This window comes from Erwinia sp. V90_4, assembly GCF_029967685.1.
Taxonomy (GTDB): domain Bacteria; phylum Pseudomonadota; class Gammaproteobacteria; order Enterobacterales; family Enterobacteriaceae; genus Erwinia; species Erwinia aphidicola.
Map to the genome: position 1 here is coordinate 42,229 of NZ_JASCAQ010000055.1, position 14,643 is coordinate 56,871.

14 protein-coding genes are annotated in these 14,643 nt (G+C 57.7%); 11 read left to right on the top strand and 3 right to left on the bottom strand.

Annotated elements, in window-relative coordinates:
* The first annotated feature begins 21 nt into the window (after positions 1 to 21).
* From QLG07_RS15970 to QLG07_RS15980, 3 genes are read left to right on the top strand one after another with little or no spacing between them, the layout of a single operon-like run.
* Positions 22 to 663, top strand: coding sequence for a DUF1120 domain-containing protein (locus QLG07_RS15970; RefSeq protein WP_282469646.1), 642 nt, complete (start codon positions 22 to 24; stop codon positions 661 to 663).
* 24 nt (positions 664 to 687) lie between these two features.
* Positions 688 to 1,416, top strand: coding sequence for a fimbria/pilus chaperone family protein (locus tag QLG07_RS15975; RefSeq protein ID WP_282469647.1), 729 nt, complete (start codon positions 688 to 690; stop codon positions 1,414 to 1,416).
* Complete coding sequence (locus tag QLG07_RS15980; protein ID WP_282469648.1) at positions 1,409 to 1,960, top strand: hypothetical protein; 552 nt, start codon at positions 1,409 to 1,411, stop codon at positions 1,958 to 1,960. Before QLG07_RS15975 ends, QLG07_RS15980 begins: the two co-directional genes overlap by 8 nt.
* Positions 1,961 to 2,066: 106 nt before the next feature.
* On the opposite strand, the gene ppa is transcribed toward QLG07_RS15980, so the two are convergent.
* The gene (gene ppa, locus QLG07_RS15985) at positions 2,067 to 2,594 is read right to left on the bottom strand and encodes an inorganic diphosphatase (RefSeq protein ID WP_048917376.1); all 528 of its coding nucleotides are present in this window, start codon (positions 2,592 to 2,594) and stop codon (positions 2,067 to 2,069) included.
* Positions 2,595 to 3,061: 467 nt separating this feature from the next.
* On the opposite strand from ppa, the gene QLG07_RS15990 reads away from it, so the two are divergent.
* The 6 genes from QLG07_RS15990 to QLG07_RS16015 all read left to right on the top strand — a co-directional run bounded on the left by QLG07_RS15990 (position 3,062) and on the right by QLG07_RS16015 (position 9,871).
* On the top strand, positions 3,062 to 3,730 hold the full coding sequence (locus QLG07_RS15990; RefSeq protein WP_282469649.1) for a DUF1120 domain-containing protein: 669 nt from the start codon (positions 3,062 to 3,064) through the stop codon (positions 3,728 to 3,730).
* A gap of 29 nt (positions 3,731 to 3,759) precedes the next feature.
* Positions 3,760 to 4,428 carry a DUF1120 domain-containing protein gene (locus QLG07_RS15995; RefSeq protein WP_282469650.1) on the top strand — a complete coding sequence of 223 codons (669 nt, stop codon included), beginning with the start codon at positions 3,760 to 3,762 and terminating at the stop codon, positions 4,426 to 4,428.
* A 154-nt stretch (positions 4,429 to 4,582) separates the two neighbouring features.
* On the top strand, positions 4,583 to 5,278 hold the full coding sequence (locus QLG07_RS16000; protein ID WP_282469651.1) for a fimbria/pilus chaperone family protein: 696 nt from the start codon (positions 4,583 to 4,585) through the stop codon (positions 5,276 to 5,278).
* The gene (locus QLG07_RS16005) at positions 5,278 to 7,692 is read left to right on the top strand and encodes a fimbria/pilus outer membrane usher protein (RefSeq protein ID WP_282469652.1); all 2,415 of its coding nucleotides are present in this window, start codon (positions 5,278 to 5,280) and stop codon (positions 7,690 to 7,692) included. The genes QLG07_RS16000 and QLG07_RS16005 overlap by 1 nt, the downstream gene beginning before the upstream one ends.
* Entirely contained in the window at positions 7,664 to 8,209 is a 546-nt protein-coding gene (locus tag QLG07_RS16010; RefSeq protein WP_187498747.1) for a hypothetical protein, read from the top strand. The genes QLG07_RS16005 and QLG07_RS16010 overlap by 29 nt, the downstream gene beginning before the upstream one ends.
* A gap of 96 nt (positions 8,210 to 8,305) precedes the next feature.
* Positions 8,306 to 9,871: a methyl-accepting chemotaxis protein gene (locus QLG07_RS16015; protein ID WP_282469653.1), complete on the top strand. Its 1,566-nt coding sequence runs from the start codon at positions 8,306 to 8,308 to the stop codon at positions 9,869 to 9,871.
* Positions 9,872 to 9,935: 64 nt separating this feature from the next.
* Here the strand turns inward: QLG07_RS16015 and fbp are convergent, their stop codons facing one another.
* Positions 9,936 to 10,940, bottom strand: a complete 1,005-nt coding sequence (fbp, locus tag QLG07_RS16020; protein ID WP_048917370.1) for a class 1 fructose-bisphosphatase — start codon at positions 10,938 to 10,940, stop codon at positions 9,936 to 9,938.
* Between the two features lie 167 nt (positions 10,941 to 11,107).
* Here fbp and mpl point away from each other — a divergent pair, with 167 nt between their 5' ends.
* The gene (mpl, locus tag QLG07_RS16025) at positions 11,108 to 12,460 is read left to right on the top strand and encodes a UDP-N-acetylmuramate:L-alanyl-gamma-D-glutamyl-meso-diaminopimelate ligase (RefSeq protein WP_282469654.1); all 1,353 of its coding nucleotides are present in this window, start codon (positions 11,108 to 11,110) and stop codon (positions 12,458 to 12,460) included.
* Positions 12,461 to 12,537: 77 nt separating this feature from the next.
* On the opposite strand, the gene yjgA is transcribed toward mpl, so the two are convergent.
* Entirely contained in the window at positions 12,538 to 13,083 is a 546-nt protein-coding gene (yjgA, locus tag QLG07_RS16030) for a ribosome biogenesis factor YjgA (protein ID WP_282469655.1), read from the bottom strand.
* A 150-nt stretch (positions 13,084 to 13,233) separates the two neighbouring features.
* Between yjgA and pmbA the strand changes: the two genes are divergently transcribed.
* On the top strand, positions 13,234 to 14,574 hold the full coding sequence (gene pmbA / locus QLG07_RS16035) for a metalloprotease PmbA (RefSeq protein WP_048917367.1): 1,341 nt from the start codon (positions 13,234 to 13,236) through the stop codon (positions 14,572 to 14,574).
* The last annotated feature ends 69 nt before the right edge of the window (positions 14,575 to 14,643 follow it).

Sequence of the window (14,643 nt, forward strand, 5' to 3'; positions counted from 1 at the left end):
GGGAGGAACAGGATGAAAATAGTGAGCCGCACTTTACTGCTCAGCACGCTGATTAGCGCTTCAACCGCGCACGCCGATACGCAGCTCACGCTGCAGGTAAAAGGGGCGATCTCGCCACCCTCGTGCGATCTGACCATTGACCAGCAGGGGGTGCTTGACTGGCAGCAGATTAACAGCGCGTCGCTGTCGACCACCCACTCCACCACGCTGCCTGCGCGCACCACCCATCTTAACGTCAGCTGCGAAACCGCTACCCTGTTCGCGCTGCGCGCAAAGGATATTGCGGCCAGAGCGGCAGACGCAGGCAGCGCCGATGCGACGCTGTTCAGCCTCGGCACCACCCGCAGGGGCAAAGCGATTGGCAGTTATACCCTTCACAGCGCGGCCAGCAGCTGCCTGGTGGATGGGAAAAAGATGGCGGCACTGATAAGTTCCGACGACAGGGGTAAAACGTGGCAATCGTTGCAGGACGAGCTGAGCTGGACCACTCAGGGGGAGCAGCTGATCGCCTTTTCTGACGGCGTTAACCCGCAGCCGCTGCCGGCGAAAACGGCGGTCTTTACGCTGCGCGTTACCCCCTCGGTGGCCGCACGGCAGGCGCTGGATTTTGACGACAGCGTCACTCTGGCGGGCAGCACCACCTTCGACTTAGTCTATCTGTAGCGCAACTGACGGTAACCGCAATCCGTGAAACTCAGCCAATGCAATACGCTAATCCTCTGCCTGGCCGCTTTGCTGCGGGCGGGCGCAGCAGAAGCATCCATTATGCGCCCCGCCAGCTCGATGGTGCTGATCCAGGAGGCGGCGCAGGGCGGCAGCCTGAATGTAACCAACACCAGCGATGCGGACGCCCTGCTGTATATGAAGGTCTACGATCTGCCGGACGATCGGGGTCCGCAGCTGCTGGTCACGCAACCGGTGACCCGGCTGGCGGCTGGCGAGACGCAGCGCGTGCGCTTTCTACTCAATACCCGCGCAGCGCTGGCGCATGAGCACCTGAAAAGAGTGATCGTCGAGGGGATCCCGCTGGTGCCGATCGCCGCGGATCGCGTGGCGGTCAATCTGCGTCAGGATCTGCCGGTGATCATCCATCCGGCGGCCCTGCCCATGCTGGCGGATCCGTGGAAGATGCTGCGCTGCAGGACGATCAACGGCGATCTGCGCATCGAAAATAGCGGGCGCTACGTGGTTCGCCTGGCGCAGAGCATCACGCTGCTGCCGCAGCAGAAAACCGTGACGCTGGATAAAAGCTATCTGCTGCCCGGGGAGGTCATCACGCTGGCCGGGCAGGGAGGGGCAGAGGTGCGCCAGCTGGAAATTCAGAGCCTGTCAAAGTATGGCTATGTCGCCGGAAAGTTTCGCCTGCCCGTCAGTGGGGCAGCGCATGCGCAAACATCAGGGAGGAAGAGTGATTAAAAGAAAAATTCAGATGCGTCAGCTGGCAAGGCGCGCGCTGGCTGCTGCCCTGCTGCTCACTCCGCTGGGGGCCGCAGCAGCCTGTACTATCAGCAGCAGTACTTTACAGCTGGATTATGGTCAGCTGAATAAACGGATTATGCCAGACAGCGCCAGCCGGATTGAACTGCCGGTACGTGAAGTGCAGGTCCGCGTGGATTGCGATGCTCCCCGGGAGATGAAACTGGCATTTAGCGGCAGCAACGGCAGCAATCCGCAGCAGTTCTCTTTTGGCCGTGATGGAAATCTCGAGGTGGCTATTTCAGCGCTGGTGCTCGACAACTATGCCAGTCAGTTTATTGAACGATCGCCGTGGCTGCGCAGCGATGAAGCGCAAAGTAAGAGTACGGCAAAATTATTGCCGGGCAGTCAGATTATTATCAACCCGGCTGGGCAGCATCTCAGTTTCACCCTGAAACTGCATCCGATATTTAGCAGCAGTCTGTTCGCCATTCAGGATGATTATTTCCCTGAGAATGCGATTACGATATCGCTCGTCGATTAAAGCGTGGGGCTGTTTTTATTTTAACGAGATAGTGATAAAAGCGAAAAAAACACCGCCGCAGCGGTGTTTTTATTTAACGCGGAGGAGAGTTCCTCTCCTGCACGGATTATTTTGCTGCACGTTCGAAAGAAGAAACAATTTCAGCTTTAGCTGCTGCCACACCTTCCCAACCGTCAACTTTAACCCATTTCCCTTTTTCCAGCGCTTTGTACTGCTCGAAGAAGTGGGTGATCTGGCCGCGCAGCAGTTCTGGCAGGTCGTTCACATCCTGGATGTGCTCATACTCTTTGCTCAGCTTGCTGTGTGGAACGGCAACAACCTTGGCATCTTCACCCGACTCGTCGGTCATTTTCAGCACGCCTACCGGACGGCAGCGGATCACTGAACCTGGCTGCAGTGGGTACGGGGTTGGCACCAGCACGTCTACCGGGTCACCATCCAGGGAGAGGGTGTTGTTGATGTAACCGTAGTTGCACGGGTAGAACATCGCAGTCGCCATGAAGCGGTCTACGAACAGCGCGCCAGTCTCTTTGTCGACTTCGTATTTGATCGGAGAGGCATTCGCTGGGATCTCAATCACGACGTAGATATCATCTGGCAGGTCTTTGCCCGCAGGAACGTGGTTCAGGCTCATTTCGATTCCTTTAATTAGCGTAGTTAAGTGCCAGGTATTATAGCTATCTCACCCGGCAACGCACCCCCCTTTTTCCGGCTTTCAGAATAGACCTGAGCGCGGTGGCGCCGTGTTTGCGAGAAAAAACGCTGCCGCTGATGCGCTACAGGGATTAAAAAAGCTTAAGCGCTGCCGTTTTAAGCAGATTAATCGATTAATAATCTCCATTTTGTGCAAAAAAACGCCACGCTCAGCCCTCCATTTCCTCTGACCTTCAGCTTCCCTGTCTGCCCCGGTTACAGGGGAGTGTAATAGCGGTGAATGCCGCTCTAGCCAGCATTAATGACTGCTTTTCTTCTTTTAGCGAGAGATTAATTGATTAATAAAGTGACTTACCAGACAGGAAAACTATGATGGCTGCGAATCTTGTTGGGGTGATTGCGGTGTATTCCCACTGCCATAGCCCCCCTCAGTTACGGACTACAACAATGACACTGAAGATAAAAAAACTCTCCTGCGCTCTGGCTGTACTCTGCAGCGTGACAGTGAGCCAAAACGCGCTGGCAGCAGACAGCACCACGCTGGAAATTCGCGGAGTGATTAAACCTCCTTCGTGCAACATTGATTTTCAGGGCGGCGGCAGGCTGGACTGGGGCAAGATCCGCGCCTCAGAGTTGAAGCGCGATGAGCCGACCTGGCTGTCACAGAAAAGCACCAGCCTGAACGTCAGCTGTGCCTCCCCAACGCTGTTCTCCATTAAATCGAAGGATGTGGCGGAGCTGGCCGGCACGCCGCTAAATGGGGTGCCCGATCCGGCGCTACAGTTCAGCCTCGGTGCCACGCGAGAAAACAAACTGGTGGGGGTTTACCGCATCAGCACTATCCGCGATGCATCTCAACTGAACAGTAAACCCGATATTTTCTTCGTCAGCTCAGATGACCATGGCGCAAACTGGACCAAAATCAACACCATTGAGTGGAGTAACAGCGATACCCTGAATGCCTTCAGCGACAGCATAACGGCTACGCCGGTCGTCGCCTCAAACGTGATGCTGAATATCCAGGTCACCCCGGCTATCTCTCCGGCGGACGAGCTGGGCAAGCTGGAGAATATCCCGCTTAACGGCAACGCGACCTTTGACATTGTCTACCTCTGAAACAACGCCTGAATTAAAGAGTGATAAATATGAAAAAAATGACATTACCACTGGTCGCCGCCGCTGTGCTGGGGCTGGGATCTCTCAGTGCGGCGCAGGCAGCAACCCAGGCACGGCTGCAGGTCAGGGGGATTATCGAGCCACCCGCCTGCAACGTTGCGCTGGAAGGTGGCAGCGTACTTAACTGGGGGGATATTGATGCCGCCAACCTGCACGCCAACCGCGCAACCCAGCTGGAGAGTAAAAGCGTTAACCTCAAAGTTGCCTGTGAAGCCAGCGCGCTGGTGCTGGTGAAGCCAGCCGATATTGCTGAACTGGCGGGGCAAGTCAGCATTGATGGTAAAAACGACGCCAGCTATTTCAGTCTTGGCGCCACTTCAGAAGGAAAGATGATTGGCGCCTGGACGCTGAGTGCCGAGGCAAAAAACGCTCATGCCGATGACAGACAGGCGGTGATGCTGCTGGAGTCAGATACTGGCGGCAGCAGCTGGAGAGCCAGCAGTCAGGAAATTCAATGGAAGGCATCCGGCAATAGTCTGTATGGCTTAGCGCTGGACGGCGAAGCGTTGCCAGCCGCAACCAAAGAGCTGACCATGGGACTCTCGGCCACGCCCTATATTGCGTCCATTAACGACCTCGGGACCGCCGATGATATTACGCTCTCCGGCATGGCAACGTTTGATGTGGTCTATCTCTGACCTGACGTTATTTCCCCCCGCTTAATAGAGGCGTAATTAACGCCTTTATAGTCTGAATTACGCAGAGAAAAAAAGAGTTATCTTTGGCATGCCACGAACCCTGGTGGCATGTCCTTTTTCTCTATATTTTATTTTTAACGGAAAGTTTATTTATATGTTATTACGTTCTTTATTCTTATCACTGGCTGTTATTTCCCCCTTCGCGCAGTCATCAATTATGAAGCCTGAAACCTCAATGGTGCTAATTAATGAGGACGAAGGTGGTGGCAGTATTAATATAACCAACACCAGCGATACGGAAGCGCTGCTTTACGTAAAAGTTTACGACCTGCCGGATGATAAAGAGCCGCAGATACTGGTCACTCAACCCGTTAGCCGCATTGCTGCCGGTCAGACGCAGCGCGTGCGCTTTATTCTCAATCAGGATAAACCGCTGCAGCATCAGCACATGAAGCGGGTTATTTTCGAAGGGATACCGCCGCAGACTGCGAGCGGCGCCAACAGTATTGGCATGAATATTCGTCAGGATCTGCCGGTCATTATCCATCCGGCAGCGCTGGAGATGAGCGCTGACCCGTGGAAGGCGCTGAAATGGACCCAGCGTGGCACAACCCTGACCGTCACCAACCCCTCGGACATGGTGGTGCGCCTGGCACAGGAGATCGAACTGCTGCCGCTAAGAAGGAAACTGAAGCTCAGCAAAAGCTACATCCTGCCGGGGCAGTCGCTGAACGTGACCCTGCCGGAAAGCGCCGGCGTCCAGCCGGGCCGTCAGGTGCAAATCCAGACGCTCTCTAAATATGGCTATGTTGCCGGCAAGTTTAAACAGCCGGTCACGCTTGCCAGCTAATGAACAGGCCGTTACTTCTGCTGCTGACCTTCGCTGGCGCCCTGCATTCTGCCTGTGGCGCTGCAGACGATGGGACGCAGTCGGCCAGCGCTGCCGTCAGCTGGGACGCGGGGCGCCTGAAGCGCAGCGGTATCGACCCCAGCATGCTGCAGCTGCTTGAGCGCAACAACCGTTTCCCGGCAGGCGATAACCTGGTGGATATCAGCCTGAACGGCCAGATGGTGGGCGCCTTTCGGGTCCGCTTTGGCCCACAGGGGGCACTGTGCTTTACGCCTAAACTGTTTCAGCAGCTGGGCGTGAAAGAGGTGCGGCCTGGCGGCCCGGCAGGCGAGGATGGTGCCGCCTGTCATGACTGGGCCGACAGCGATCCTGACGTCAGCATTCGCTATCGTCCCTACCGTCTGACGGTCAGCCTGGTGGTGCCGCAGGATCGACTGCAGCAGGAGGATCCGGCGCTGCAGGGGGAAGAGGGCGGTGGCGCGGGCATGCTCAACTACGAATTCTATACCTCGCTGGCGCGCGCGCGCGGCTGGCAGGAGCGTTACAGCTGGCTGAACACCGAGAACGGCATCAATGTTAATAACTGGCTGGTGCGCAGTCGCCAGCAGTTTCAGAAAATGGATGGCAAAGTGGGCGGCGAAATCAGCTCGCTCTGGGCGCAGCGCTATCTGCAGCCGCTCAACAAACTGTTTCAGGCAGGGGTGGTGAATGTCAGCAATACGCCCTTCGCGCTGGGCGCCATCAACGGCGTACAGCTGATGCCGGACAACGGCCTGAATCCGGAAAAAGGTTCCGGTGTGACGGTAAACGGCTTTAGCGCGACGGCCCAGGCAAGAGTCGAAATCCGCCAGTATGGCATGGAGGTTTTTCGTACGCTGGTACCGGCAGGCGCCTTTACGCTGGACAATATTCCGGTGAGAAATCGCAATGCCGATCTTGAGGTAACGGTAACGGAAACCGATGGCCGCGTGCAGCAGTTCAGCGTACCGGCCAGCGGCTTCGGGCGCACGCTCACCTCCAGCGCGCAGGGCTACTCGCTGGCGATCGGCAAGATGCGCAATAGCGGCGGTGGCCATCAACCGCTGCTGGCGACGCTGTCGCAGCAGTGGCAGCCGGCAGAGTGGCTCGATCTGCAAAGCGGTATGTTGCTCTCCCGGCAGTATCATTCGCTGGCGCTGGCGGCTTCGTCCGCCCCGCTGCCCGCGCTAACGGTCATGTCGCAGCTGGTCGCGGTCAATGACAGCTACCGTCGCCACGTCAGCAGACAGCTGCGGCTGAACACGCGCTATCAGTTCTCTGACACCTTCTCTGCCAGCGTCGGGCTGACTAAAAGCAGCGGTGGTTTTCTCACGCCGGCTGAAGCGACGGATCGCCAGCGTACGACAGAAAAAGAGGGCTCTACCCAGTACAGCCTGATGTTGGCCTGGGCGCCCCCTAAACTGGGGCGATTCACCTACAGCCACGCGGTTTCTCAACGCTCACACGATGGCAAGCCATCGCGCTATCACACTCTGGGGTGGAGTAAGCGCGTGGCGTCTACGCTGGTAACGCTGCACGCTTCACACGGCAGTGACGGGCGAAGCAACGACCATCAGCTGTCGCTTAACCTGAGCTTCCCGCTCGGCGAACAGCGGCAAAACAGCTACTACCGCCGCAGCAATGACAGCGAACGTATTGGGCTGGAGAGCAGTGGCGAAGTCTCTGACAACAGTAGCTACCAGCTCTCGACCGAGCGCGACCTGACGGGAAGAGCCTCGTCGGTCTACGGCGCCCTGAACACCAATCTGCACTATACGTGGATGAACGCCACCGCAGGTTACGACAGCGCCGGGCAGCAAAATTACTCCCTTGGCCTTAACGGGGGCATGGCGCTGCATGAGGGAGGGCTGACCTTCACCGCCTCGCGCATTGGCGATACCTTCGGCGTGGTGGAGCTGAATGAGAAGCTGGCCGGGGTGGAGATCGTCTCGCCCGGCGGCACCAGCTGGACCGACTGGCGTGGGCGGGCGCTGGTACCGTCGATGACGCCGTGGCAGCGCAGCAGCATCGATGTGAATACCGAGAAGCTGCCAAAACATATTGATATCAGTAACGGTCACCGTGATGCCACGCTGGCGCGCGGCACGGTGAAAAAGTTTCGCTATGCCATGCTCACCAGCAATCGTCTGCTGTTCAACCTGACGCTGGCAAACGGTAAACCGCTGCCGCGCGGCAGCCGCGTCTGGGATCGAAAAAACAATTACATCACCAGCGCCATCGATGATGGCGTGGTCTGGCTCAGCAACGCCCCCGAACAGGTGCATCTTTTCGCCGAGACCGGCAGCGGCGAACAGCGCTGTGAATTTCATTACGACAGCAAAAACAGCAGATCGGAGAAACAACTGTATGAAAAAGTTATCGCGCAGTGCCTGTAACAGCCTGCTGATTCTGGCCATGCTGCTCTCTGCGGCGTCAGCAGAAGCAGCCTGTCATGTGACCAGCCACGGCGGGCGCATCGATTACGGCGAATTGAATCGCCACCTTATCCCCGGCTCGGCAGAAAAAATGAGCCTGACGCCGCGCGAGGTGCAGATCGGCATTGACTGCGATGCGCCACAAATCATCAGCGTGCGCTTCACCTCAGCGCAGGGCGCAGAAGCGGCCTTTGCCTTCGGGCAACAGGGTGAGATGCAGCTGCGGCTGCATGATGCCCGGCTCGACAGCCGCGCGGCCAGCTTCAATTTTCTGCCGTCAGGGGGAAGTCCGGAGCGCGCGCAGCCGCTGAGTGAGGTCTTCGCCGAGCCGGAAAGCCGCATTGTAATGCGTGAACCGGGTCAGCACCTGCGCTTTACGCTGTCGCTGCTGCCGCGCTTTGCGCCGGGGTTTTCCAGCGTGCGCGATCGGACGTCGTTATTGACTCAGATCAGGCTGGAGGTGTCAGAAGGCACATAACCCTGCGCGAAGGGTAAAGATTAACCGCGCAAGTGCCGATAATGATGACGATTTAACGCTCTTGAATAATCTGACTATCTTATCGGGACAACAATCATGCTGAAGAAGATTTCAATACGCTCGGGATTACTGGTGCTGCTCTCACTGATGACGCTATTGCTGCTGGTGGTCAGCATCATGGGGATTATCGCTATTCAGAAAGGAAATCGCTCGCTGGATGTTATCAATCGCATCCAGGGTATTGAACTCAATGCCTTATATATCACTAATGGCAACCTGCTGCGCACCCGCGCTACCGCCGCGCTGGCCATTCGCAAGCTTGAGGTTGGCTTGCCGGATGAAGCGGCCACCATCGCCACGCGTTCTGCCAGTTATGTGGCTATTTCACAGCAAGAGCTGAAACGATTCGTCGATGCCGGTACGGTGACGGCGCACGGTAAAACGCTGGCCGATGCGGTGGTCGCCACCTACAAGGATTACCTGGACGGCGGCATCACGCCGATGATGAACGCGCTGCAAAAGCAGAGCGCGGATGACTACTACGAGGTGCTGGAGGGCAACATCTCCCCGCTGGCCGGTAAGTTCTCCGATGCGGTCAATAATTTCGGCAGCTATGCCGATGAGGTGAGCGAGGCTCAGCTGGCGCAGGCGGCACGCAATCAGACGCTGATGACGGTGCTGATTCTGGTGGCGGGCGGCCTGACCCTGCTGCTGGTCGCGCTGGCGTGGATGGTGCTGCGTGAACTGCTGCTGAAGCCGCTGGATGGCGCGATTAAGCATCTGGAGCATGTCGCGGCAGGCGACCTCACCCAGCCGGTACCGGAAAGCGGCAATACCGAACTGGGCCGCCTCAATGCTGCGCTCGGCAGCATGCAGCAGTCACTGCAGCACTCGGTCAGCCTGGTGCGCGACGCCAGCATGCAGATTGACGTCGGCAGCCGCGAGCTGGCCTCTGGCAACCTTAACCTCTCGCAGCGCACTGAAGAGTCGGCCGCCTCGCTGGAGCAGACCGCCGCCAGCATGGAGCAGCTGACCGCCACCGTGAAGCAGAATGCGGATAATGCCCAGCAGGCGCACCAGCTGGCGCGCTCGGTCTCGGACACGGCCGATAAAGGCGCCGAAGTGGTGTGCTACGTGATGGAGAAAATGGCGGAGATCGCCAACAGCTCGCAGCGCATTGGCGACATCCTCGGCGTTATCGACGGTATCGCCTTCCAGACCAATATTCTGGCGCTGAATGCCTCGGTGGAAGCGGCGCGAGCGGGTGAGCAAGGGCGTGGTTTCGCCGTGGTCGCCAGCGAAGTGCGCAACCTCGCACAGCGCAGTGCCACCGCCGCTAAAGAGATCCGTACGCTGATTGCGGAGTCGCAGGTCCGCGTCAACGAAGGCAGCGACATGGCGACCAAAGCCGGGGAAACCATGGATGAGATCTCCAGCGAGGTGATGCGCGTGACCACCCTGATGAAAGAGATCTCCAGCGCGTCACAGGAGCAGAGCCGGGGCATCGAGCAGGTGAATCAGGCGGTGACGCAGATGGATGAAGTGGCACAGCAGAACGCCGCGCTGGTCGAAGAAGCCGCCGCTGCCACCCAGTCGCTGGAAGAGCAGTCGCAGCAGTTAGTGCAGACAATGGCGGTGTTTAAAGTCACTCACGTCGCCTAAATCGTAGGGGCGAGGCATGCCTCGCCCTGATCAACGCGGGTCGGGCATGCCCGACCCCTACGAATCAGTTGCCGTTATCCGGGAACTCACGCAGGAAGCGTTCAGTGTCGTCGACCATATGATCGTTACCGACGAAGAACGGTGAGCGCTCGTGCAGGCTTTGCGGCACCAGGTCAAGAATACGGTTTTTACCATCAGAGGCTTTACCGCCGGCCTGCTCCGCGAGGAACGCCATCGGATTGCACTCATACAGCAGGCGCAGCTTGCCTTTCGGGTGGCTGGCAGTGCTTGGGTACAGGTAGATGCCGCCTTTCAGCAGGTTGCGGTGGAAGTCCGCCACCAGCGATCCGATATAGCGTGAGGTGTAAGGACGGTGCGTCTCTTTATCCTCTTCCTGGCAGAATTTGAGGTACTTTTTCACACCCTGCGGGAAGCGGATATAGTTACCTTCGTTGATCGAGTAGGTGTAACCCTTCTCCGGGAAGGTCATACGCTCTGCGCTCAGGCAGAACACGCCCAGTGACGGGTCGTAAGTGAAGGCATGCACGCCACAGCCGGTGGTGTAAACCAGCATGGTGGAGGAGCCGTAAACCACGTACCCGGCCGCAACCTGCTGGCTGCCCGGCTGCAGGAAGTCTTCTTCGGTCACCGGCGTACCCGGTGGGGTAATACGGCGGTAGATGGAGAAGATGGTACCGACAGACACGTTAACGTCGATGTTGGAGGAGCCGTCGAGCGGATCCATCAGCACCACGTACTTGCCGTTTTCGACGCCTTCGAAGATCACAATCTCATCTTCTTCTTCAGAGGCGATACCGGCCACGATACCGCGCGCTTTCAGAGCCGCCTTCAGCTTTTCGTTGGCAAACAGATCGAGCTTCATCTGTTCTTCGCCCTGAATATTTTCAGCGCCGCTGGCGCCGAGAATATCGACCAGGCCAGCTTTGTTAATATCGCGGTGGATGATCTTCGCGCCCAGCTTGATCGCGGAGATTAACGCGGTCAGTTCGCCTGTCGCGTGCGGAAAGTCGTGTTGCTTCTCGACGATGAATTCGCCTAACGTTTTCATAACACAATCCCTGAATCTGCGGTTGAGTAGCAGCCTGCTTCACAAACTGCCAACGTATGCGTACGCAGTCTAGCCGATTGGGCGCTAAAGAACATAGGGCAAATCCGTTTCTTCCGCACGATGGGGACGGTACACTGTGCGGGAACTTTTTAAGCAACGGACCTTTTATGCGTATTCATATCCTCGGTATCTGTGGCACTTTCATGGGCGGTCTGGCGATGCTGGCACGCGAGCTTGGCCATGAAGTCACGGGCTCAGATGCTAACGTCTACCCGCCAATGAGCACGCTGCTGGAAAAGCAGGGTATTGATTTAATTCAGGGTTATGACGCCTCACAGCTCGATCCCGCCCCGGACCTGGTGATCATCGGCAACGCCATGACGCGTGGCAATCCGTGTGTGGAAGCAGTGCTGGAGCGCAATATTCCTTACCTCTCCGGCCCGCAGTGGCTGCACGATTACGTGCTGCGCGACCGCTGGGTGATTGCGGTGGCGGGAACCCACGGTAAAACCACCACCGCCGGCATGGCAGCGTGGATTTTACAGGCCTGCGGCTATCAGCCAGGGTTTGTGATTGGTGGGGTACCGGGGAATTTCGAGGTTTCAGCGAATTTAGGAAAAAGCCCATTCTTCGTGATCGAGGCCGACGAGTACGACTGTGCGTTCTTCGACAAGCGTTCCAAGTTCGTGCACTACTGTCCGCGCACCCTGATCCTCAACAACCTTGAGTTTGACCACGCCGATATCTTTGACGATCTGCGTGCGGTGCAGAAGCAGTTCCACCACCTGGTGCGCATCGTGCCGGGGCAGGGCAAGATCATCCTGCCGGAGCACGATGCCAATATTAAGCAGGTGATGGCGATGGGCTGCTGGAGCGAGCAGGAAACCGTGGGTGAAAACGGCCACTGGCAGGCGAAGAAGCTGTCGCCGGATGCGTCGCACTGGGAAGTGCTGCTGGACGGTGAGCGCGTAGCCGAGGTCAACTGGGCGCTGGTTGGCGAGCACAATATGCATAACGGCATGATGGCGATTGCTGCGGCACGCCATGTGGGCGTGAAGCCGGAAGATGCCGGGCGTGCGCTGAATGACTTTATCAACGCCCGCCGCCGCCTGGAGCTGCGCGGTGAGAGCAACGGCATCAACGTGTACGATGACTTTGCTCACCACCCGACCGCTATCCTCGCCACGCTCTCCGCGCTGCGTGGCAAAGTGGGCGGCACCGCGCGCATTCTGGCGGTGCTGGAACCGCGTTCAAACACCATGAAGATGGGTATCAGCAAGAACGATCTTGCCCCGTCGCTGGCGCGTGCGGATGAAGTGTTCCTGTTCCAGCCGCACCACATTCCGTGGCAGGTCTCTGAGGTTGCCGATGCCTGCATTCAGCCGGCGCAGTGGAGTGCGGATATTGATACGCTGGTCGAGATGATCGCCAAAAAAGCCCAGCCGGGGGATACCATCCTGGTGATGAGCAACGGCGGTTTTGGCGGGATCCATCAGAAGTTGCTGGACCGGTTAGCTTAGCGGGTATGGCGGGCCGATCGAAAAAAACGATCGGCCCCTACATCGGTGTCTGTAGGGGTCGGGCATGCCCGACCCGCTTATAATGCGGTGGCCAGCTCGCGCAGATACTGGAAAATCTGACGGTAGGCTTTTGGTGGCTTATTGGTCGCTTTCTCTTTCTGCGCGTTACGGATCATCGCACGCAGCTGCTGGCGGTCCGCATCCGGGTAGAGGTTAAGTACCTCCGGGATCACGTCATCACCCTGTTCCACCAGGCGGTCACGCAGTACTTCCAGCTTATGGAACAGCGCAACCTGCTGGTTGTGGCGGTTCTTCAGCTTGTCCAGCGCGGTACGGATCGGCTCTTCATCACGCGAGCGCAGCATCTTACCAATCAGCTGCATCTGGCGGCGGCGGCCCTCTTTCTTGATCTTCTGCGCCAGCTCAATCGCGGCACGCAGATCTTCATCCAGTGGGATCTTGTCCAGGGAGTTTTTCCCCAGTTCCACCAGTTCACCACCGAGGCGCTTCAGCTCTTCGGCGTCACGTTTAATCTCACTTTTACTGACCCAGATAATCTCTTCGTCTTCTTCTTCTTCGTTATCGGGTACTTCGTCGAGCCAGTCATCGGGCTGCTTGGTCATTGGTACGGCTCCTGAAAAAGAGGCTAATGCTATCAGGTTACGTGGCTACTGCGAAATTGTTCTCTGAGTCTGTTAGACTCAAATCATTCCTTATCACCTTGAGAGCTGCATTTAATGCAGGTATTTCTCAACTAATTATATGGCAGGCCGATGAAATTACTCTCCCAAGTTGCAGAACAGCGTAAAACCCTGGAGCAGGCGGTCTCAACAGCACTCGAGCTGGCGAAAGTCAGCAGCGATGGGGCAGAAGTCGCGGTAACCAAAACCACCGGCATCAGCGTCAGCACGCGTTACGGGGAAGTGGAAAACGTTGAATTCAACAGCGATGGTGCGCTCGGCATCACCGTTTACTATCAGAACCGTAAGGGCAGCGCCTCCTCTACCGATCTCAGCCCGGAGGCGATCAAACGCACCGTGCAGGCCGCGCTGGATATTGCACGCTACACCTCACCGGATCCCTTTGCCGGCGTGGCGGATCGCGAGCTGCTGGCGTTTGACGCACCGGATCTCGATCTGTTTCACCCAACGGAGATCGACGCCGATCGCGCTATCGAACTGGCTGCGCGTGCAGAACAGGCTGCGCTGCAGGCTGACTCGCGCATCACCAACACCGAAGGCGGCAGCTTTAACAGCCACGTCGGTATTAAAGTGTTCGGCAACAGCCACGGCATGCTGCAGGGCTACTGCTCCAGCCGTCATTCGCTCTCCAGCTGCGTGATTGCGGAAGCCAACGGCGATATGGAGCGTGACTACGCCTATACCATTGGCCGGGCGATGGAGGATTTGAAGTCGCCAGAGTCGGTCGGTGAAGAGTGCGCGCGTCGCACGCTGTCACGCCTGTCGCCGCGCAAGCTGTCGACGATGAAAGCGCCGGTGCTGTTTGCCGCGGAAGTGGCCACCGGGCTGTTTGGTCACCTGGTGGGGGCCATCAGCGGCGGCAGCGTCTACCGCAAATCCACCTTCCTGCTTGACTCCCTCGGCCAGCAGATCCTGCCGGAATGGCTGACGATTGAGGAGCATCCGCACCTGCTGAAAGGGCTGGCCTCAACGCCGTTTGACAGCGAAGGCGTGCGTACCGAGCGCCGCGACATCATTAAAGATGGTGTACTGCAGAACTGGCTGATGACCAGCTACTCGGCGCGCAAGCTGGGGCTGCAGAGCACCGGCCACGCGGGTGGCATCCATAACTGGCGCATTGCCGGGCAGGGCCACAGCTTTGATGACCTGCTCAAGCAGCTCGGCACCGGGCTGGTGGTCACGGAACTGATGGGCCAGGCGGTCAGTGCGCTGACCGGCGACTACTCGCGCGGCGCATCCGGTTTCTGGGTTGAGAATGGCGTAATCCAGTATCCGGTCAGTGAAATCACCATCGCCGGTAACCTGAAAGATATGTGGCGCAATATGGTGACCATCGGCAGCGATATTGAAACCCGCAGCAATATCCAGTGTGGATCCATTCTGTTACCAGAAATGAAGATTGCCGGGCAGTAATTTAGCGATTTAGGCGTATGCTTATCAGGCGGCTGCTCAGACAGTCGCCTTTTTTTATAATTAAAAGGA

Coding starts and splice junctions, on each gene's coding strand:
- ppa (WP_048917376.1), bottom strand. CDS start 2,594: ATGAGCCTGAACCACGTTCCTGCGGGCAAAGACCTGCCAGATGATATC.
- QLG07_RS15990 (WP_282469649.1), top strand. CDS start 3,062: ATGACACTGAAGATAAAAAAACTCTCCTGCGCTCTGGCTGTACTCTGC.
- QLG07_RS15995 (WP_282469650.1), top strand. CDS start 3,760: ATGAAAAAAATGACATTACCACTGGTCGCCGCCGCTGTGCTGGGGCTG.
- QLG07_RS16000 (WP_282469651.1), top strand. CDS start 4,583: ATGTTATTACGTTCTTTATTCTTATCACTGGCTGTTATTTCCCCCTTC.
- QLG07_RS16005 (WP_282469652.1), top strand. CDS start 5,278: ATGAACAGGCCGTTACTTCTGCTGCTGACCTTCGCTGGCGCCCTGCAT.
- QLG07_RS16010 (WP_187498747.1), top strand. CDS start 7,664: ATGAAAAAGTTATCGCGCAGTGCCTGTAACAGCCTGCTGATTCTGGCC.
- QLG07_RS16015 (WP_282469653.1), top strand. CDS start 8,306: ATGCTGAAGAAGATTTCAATACGCTCGGGATTACTGGTGCTGCTCTCA.
- fbp (WP_048917370.1), bottom strand. CDS start 10,940: ATGAAAACGTTAGGCGAATTCATCGTCGAGAAGCAACACGACTTTCCG.
- mpl (WP_282469654.1), top strand. CDS start 11,108: ATGCGTATTCATATCCTCGGTATCTGTGGCACTTTCATGGGCGGTCTG.
- yjgA (WP_282469655.1), bottom strand. CDS start 13,083: ATGACCAAGCAGCCCGATGACTGGCTCGACGAAGTACCCGATAACGAA.
- pmbA (WP_048917367.1), top strand. CDS start 13,234: ATGAAATTACTCTCCCAAGTTGCAGAACAGCGTAAAACCCTGGAGCAG.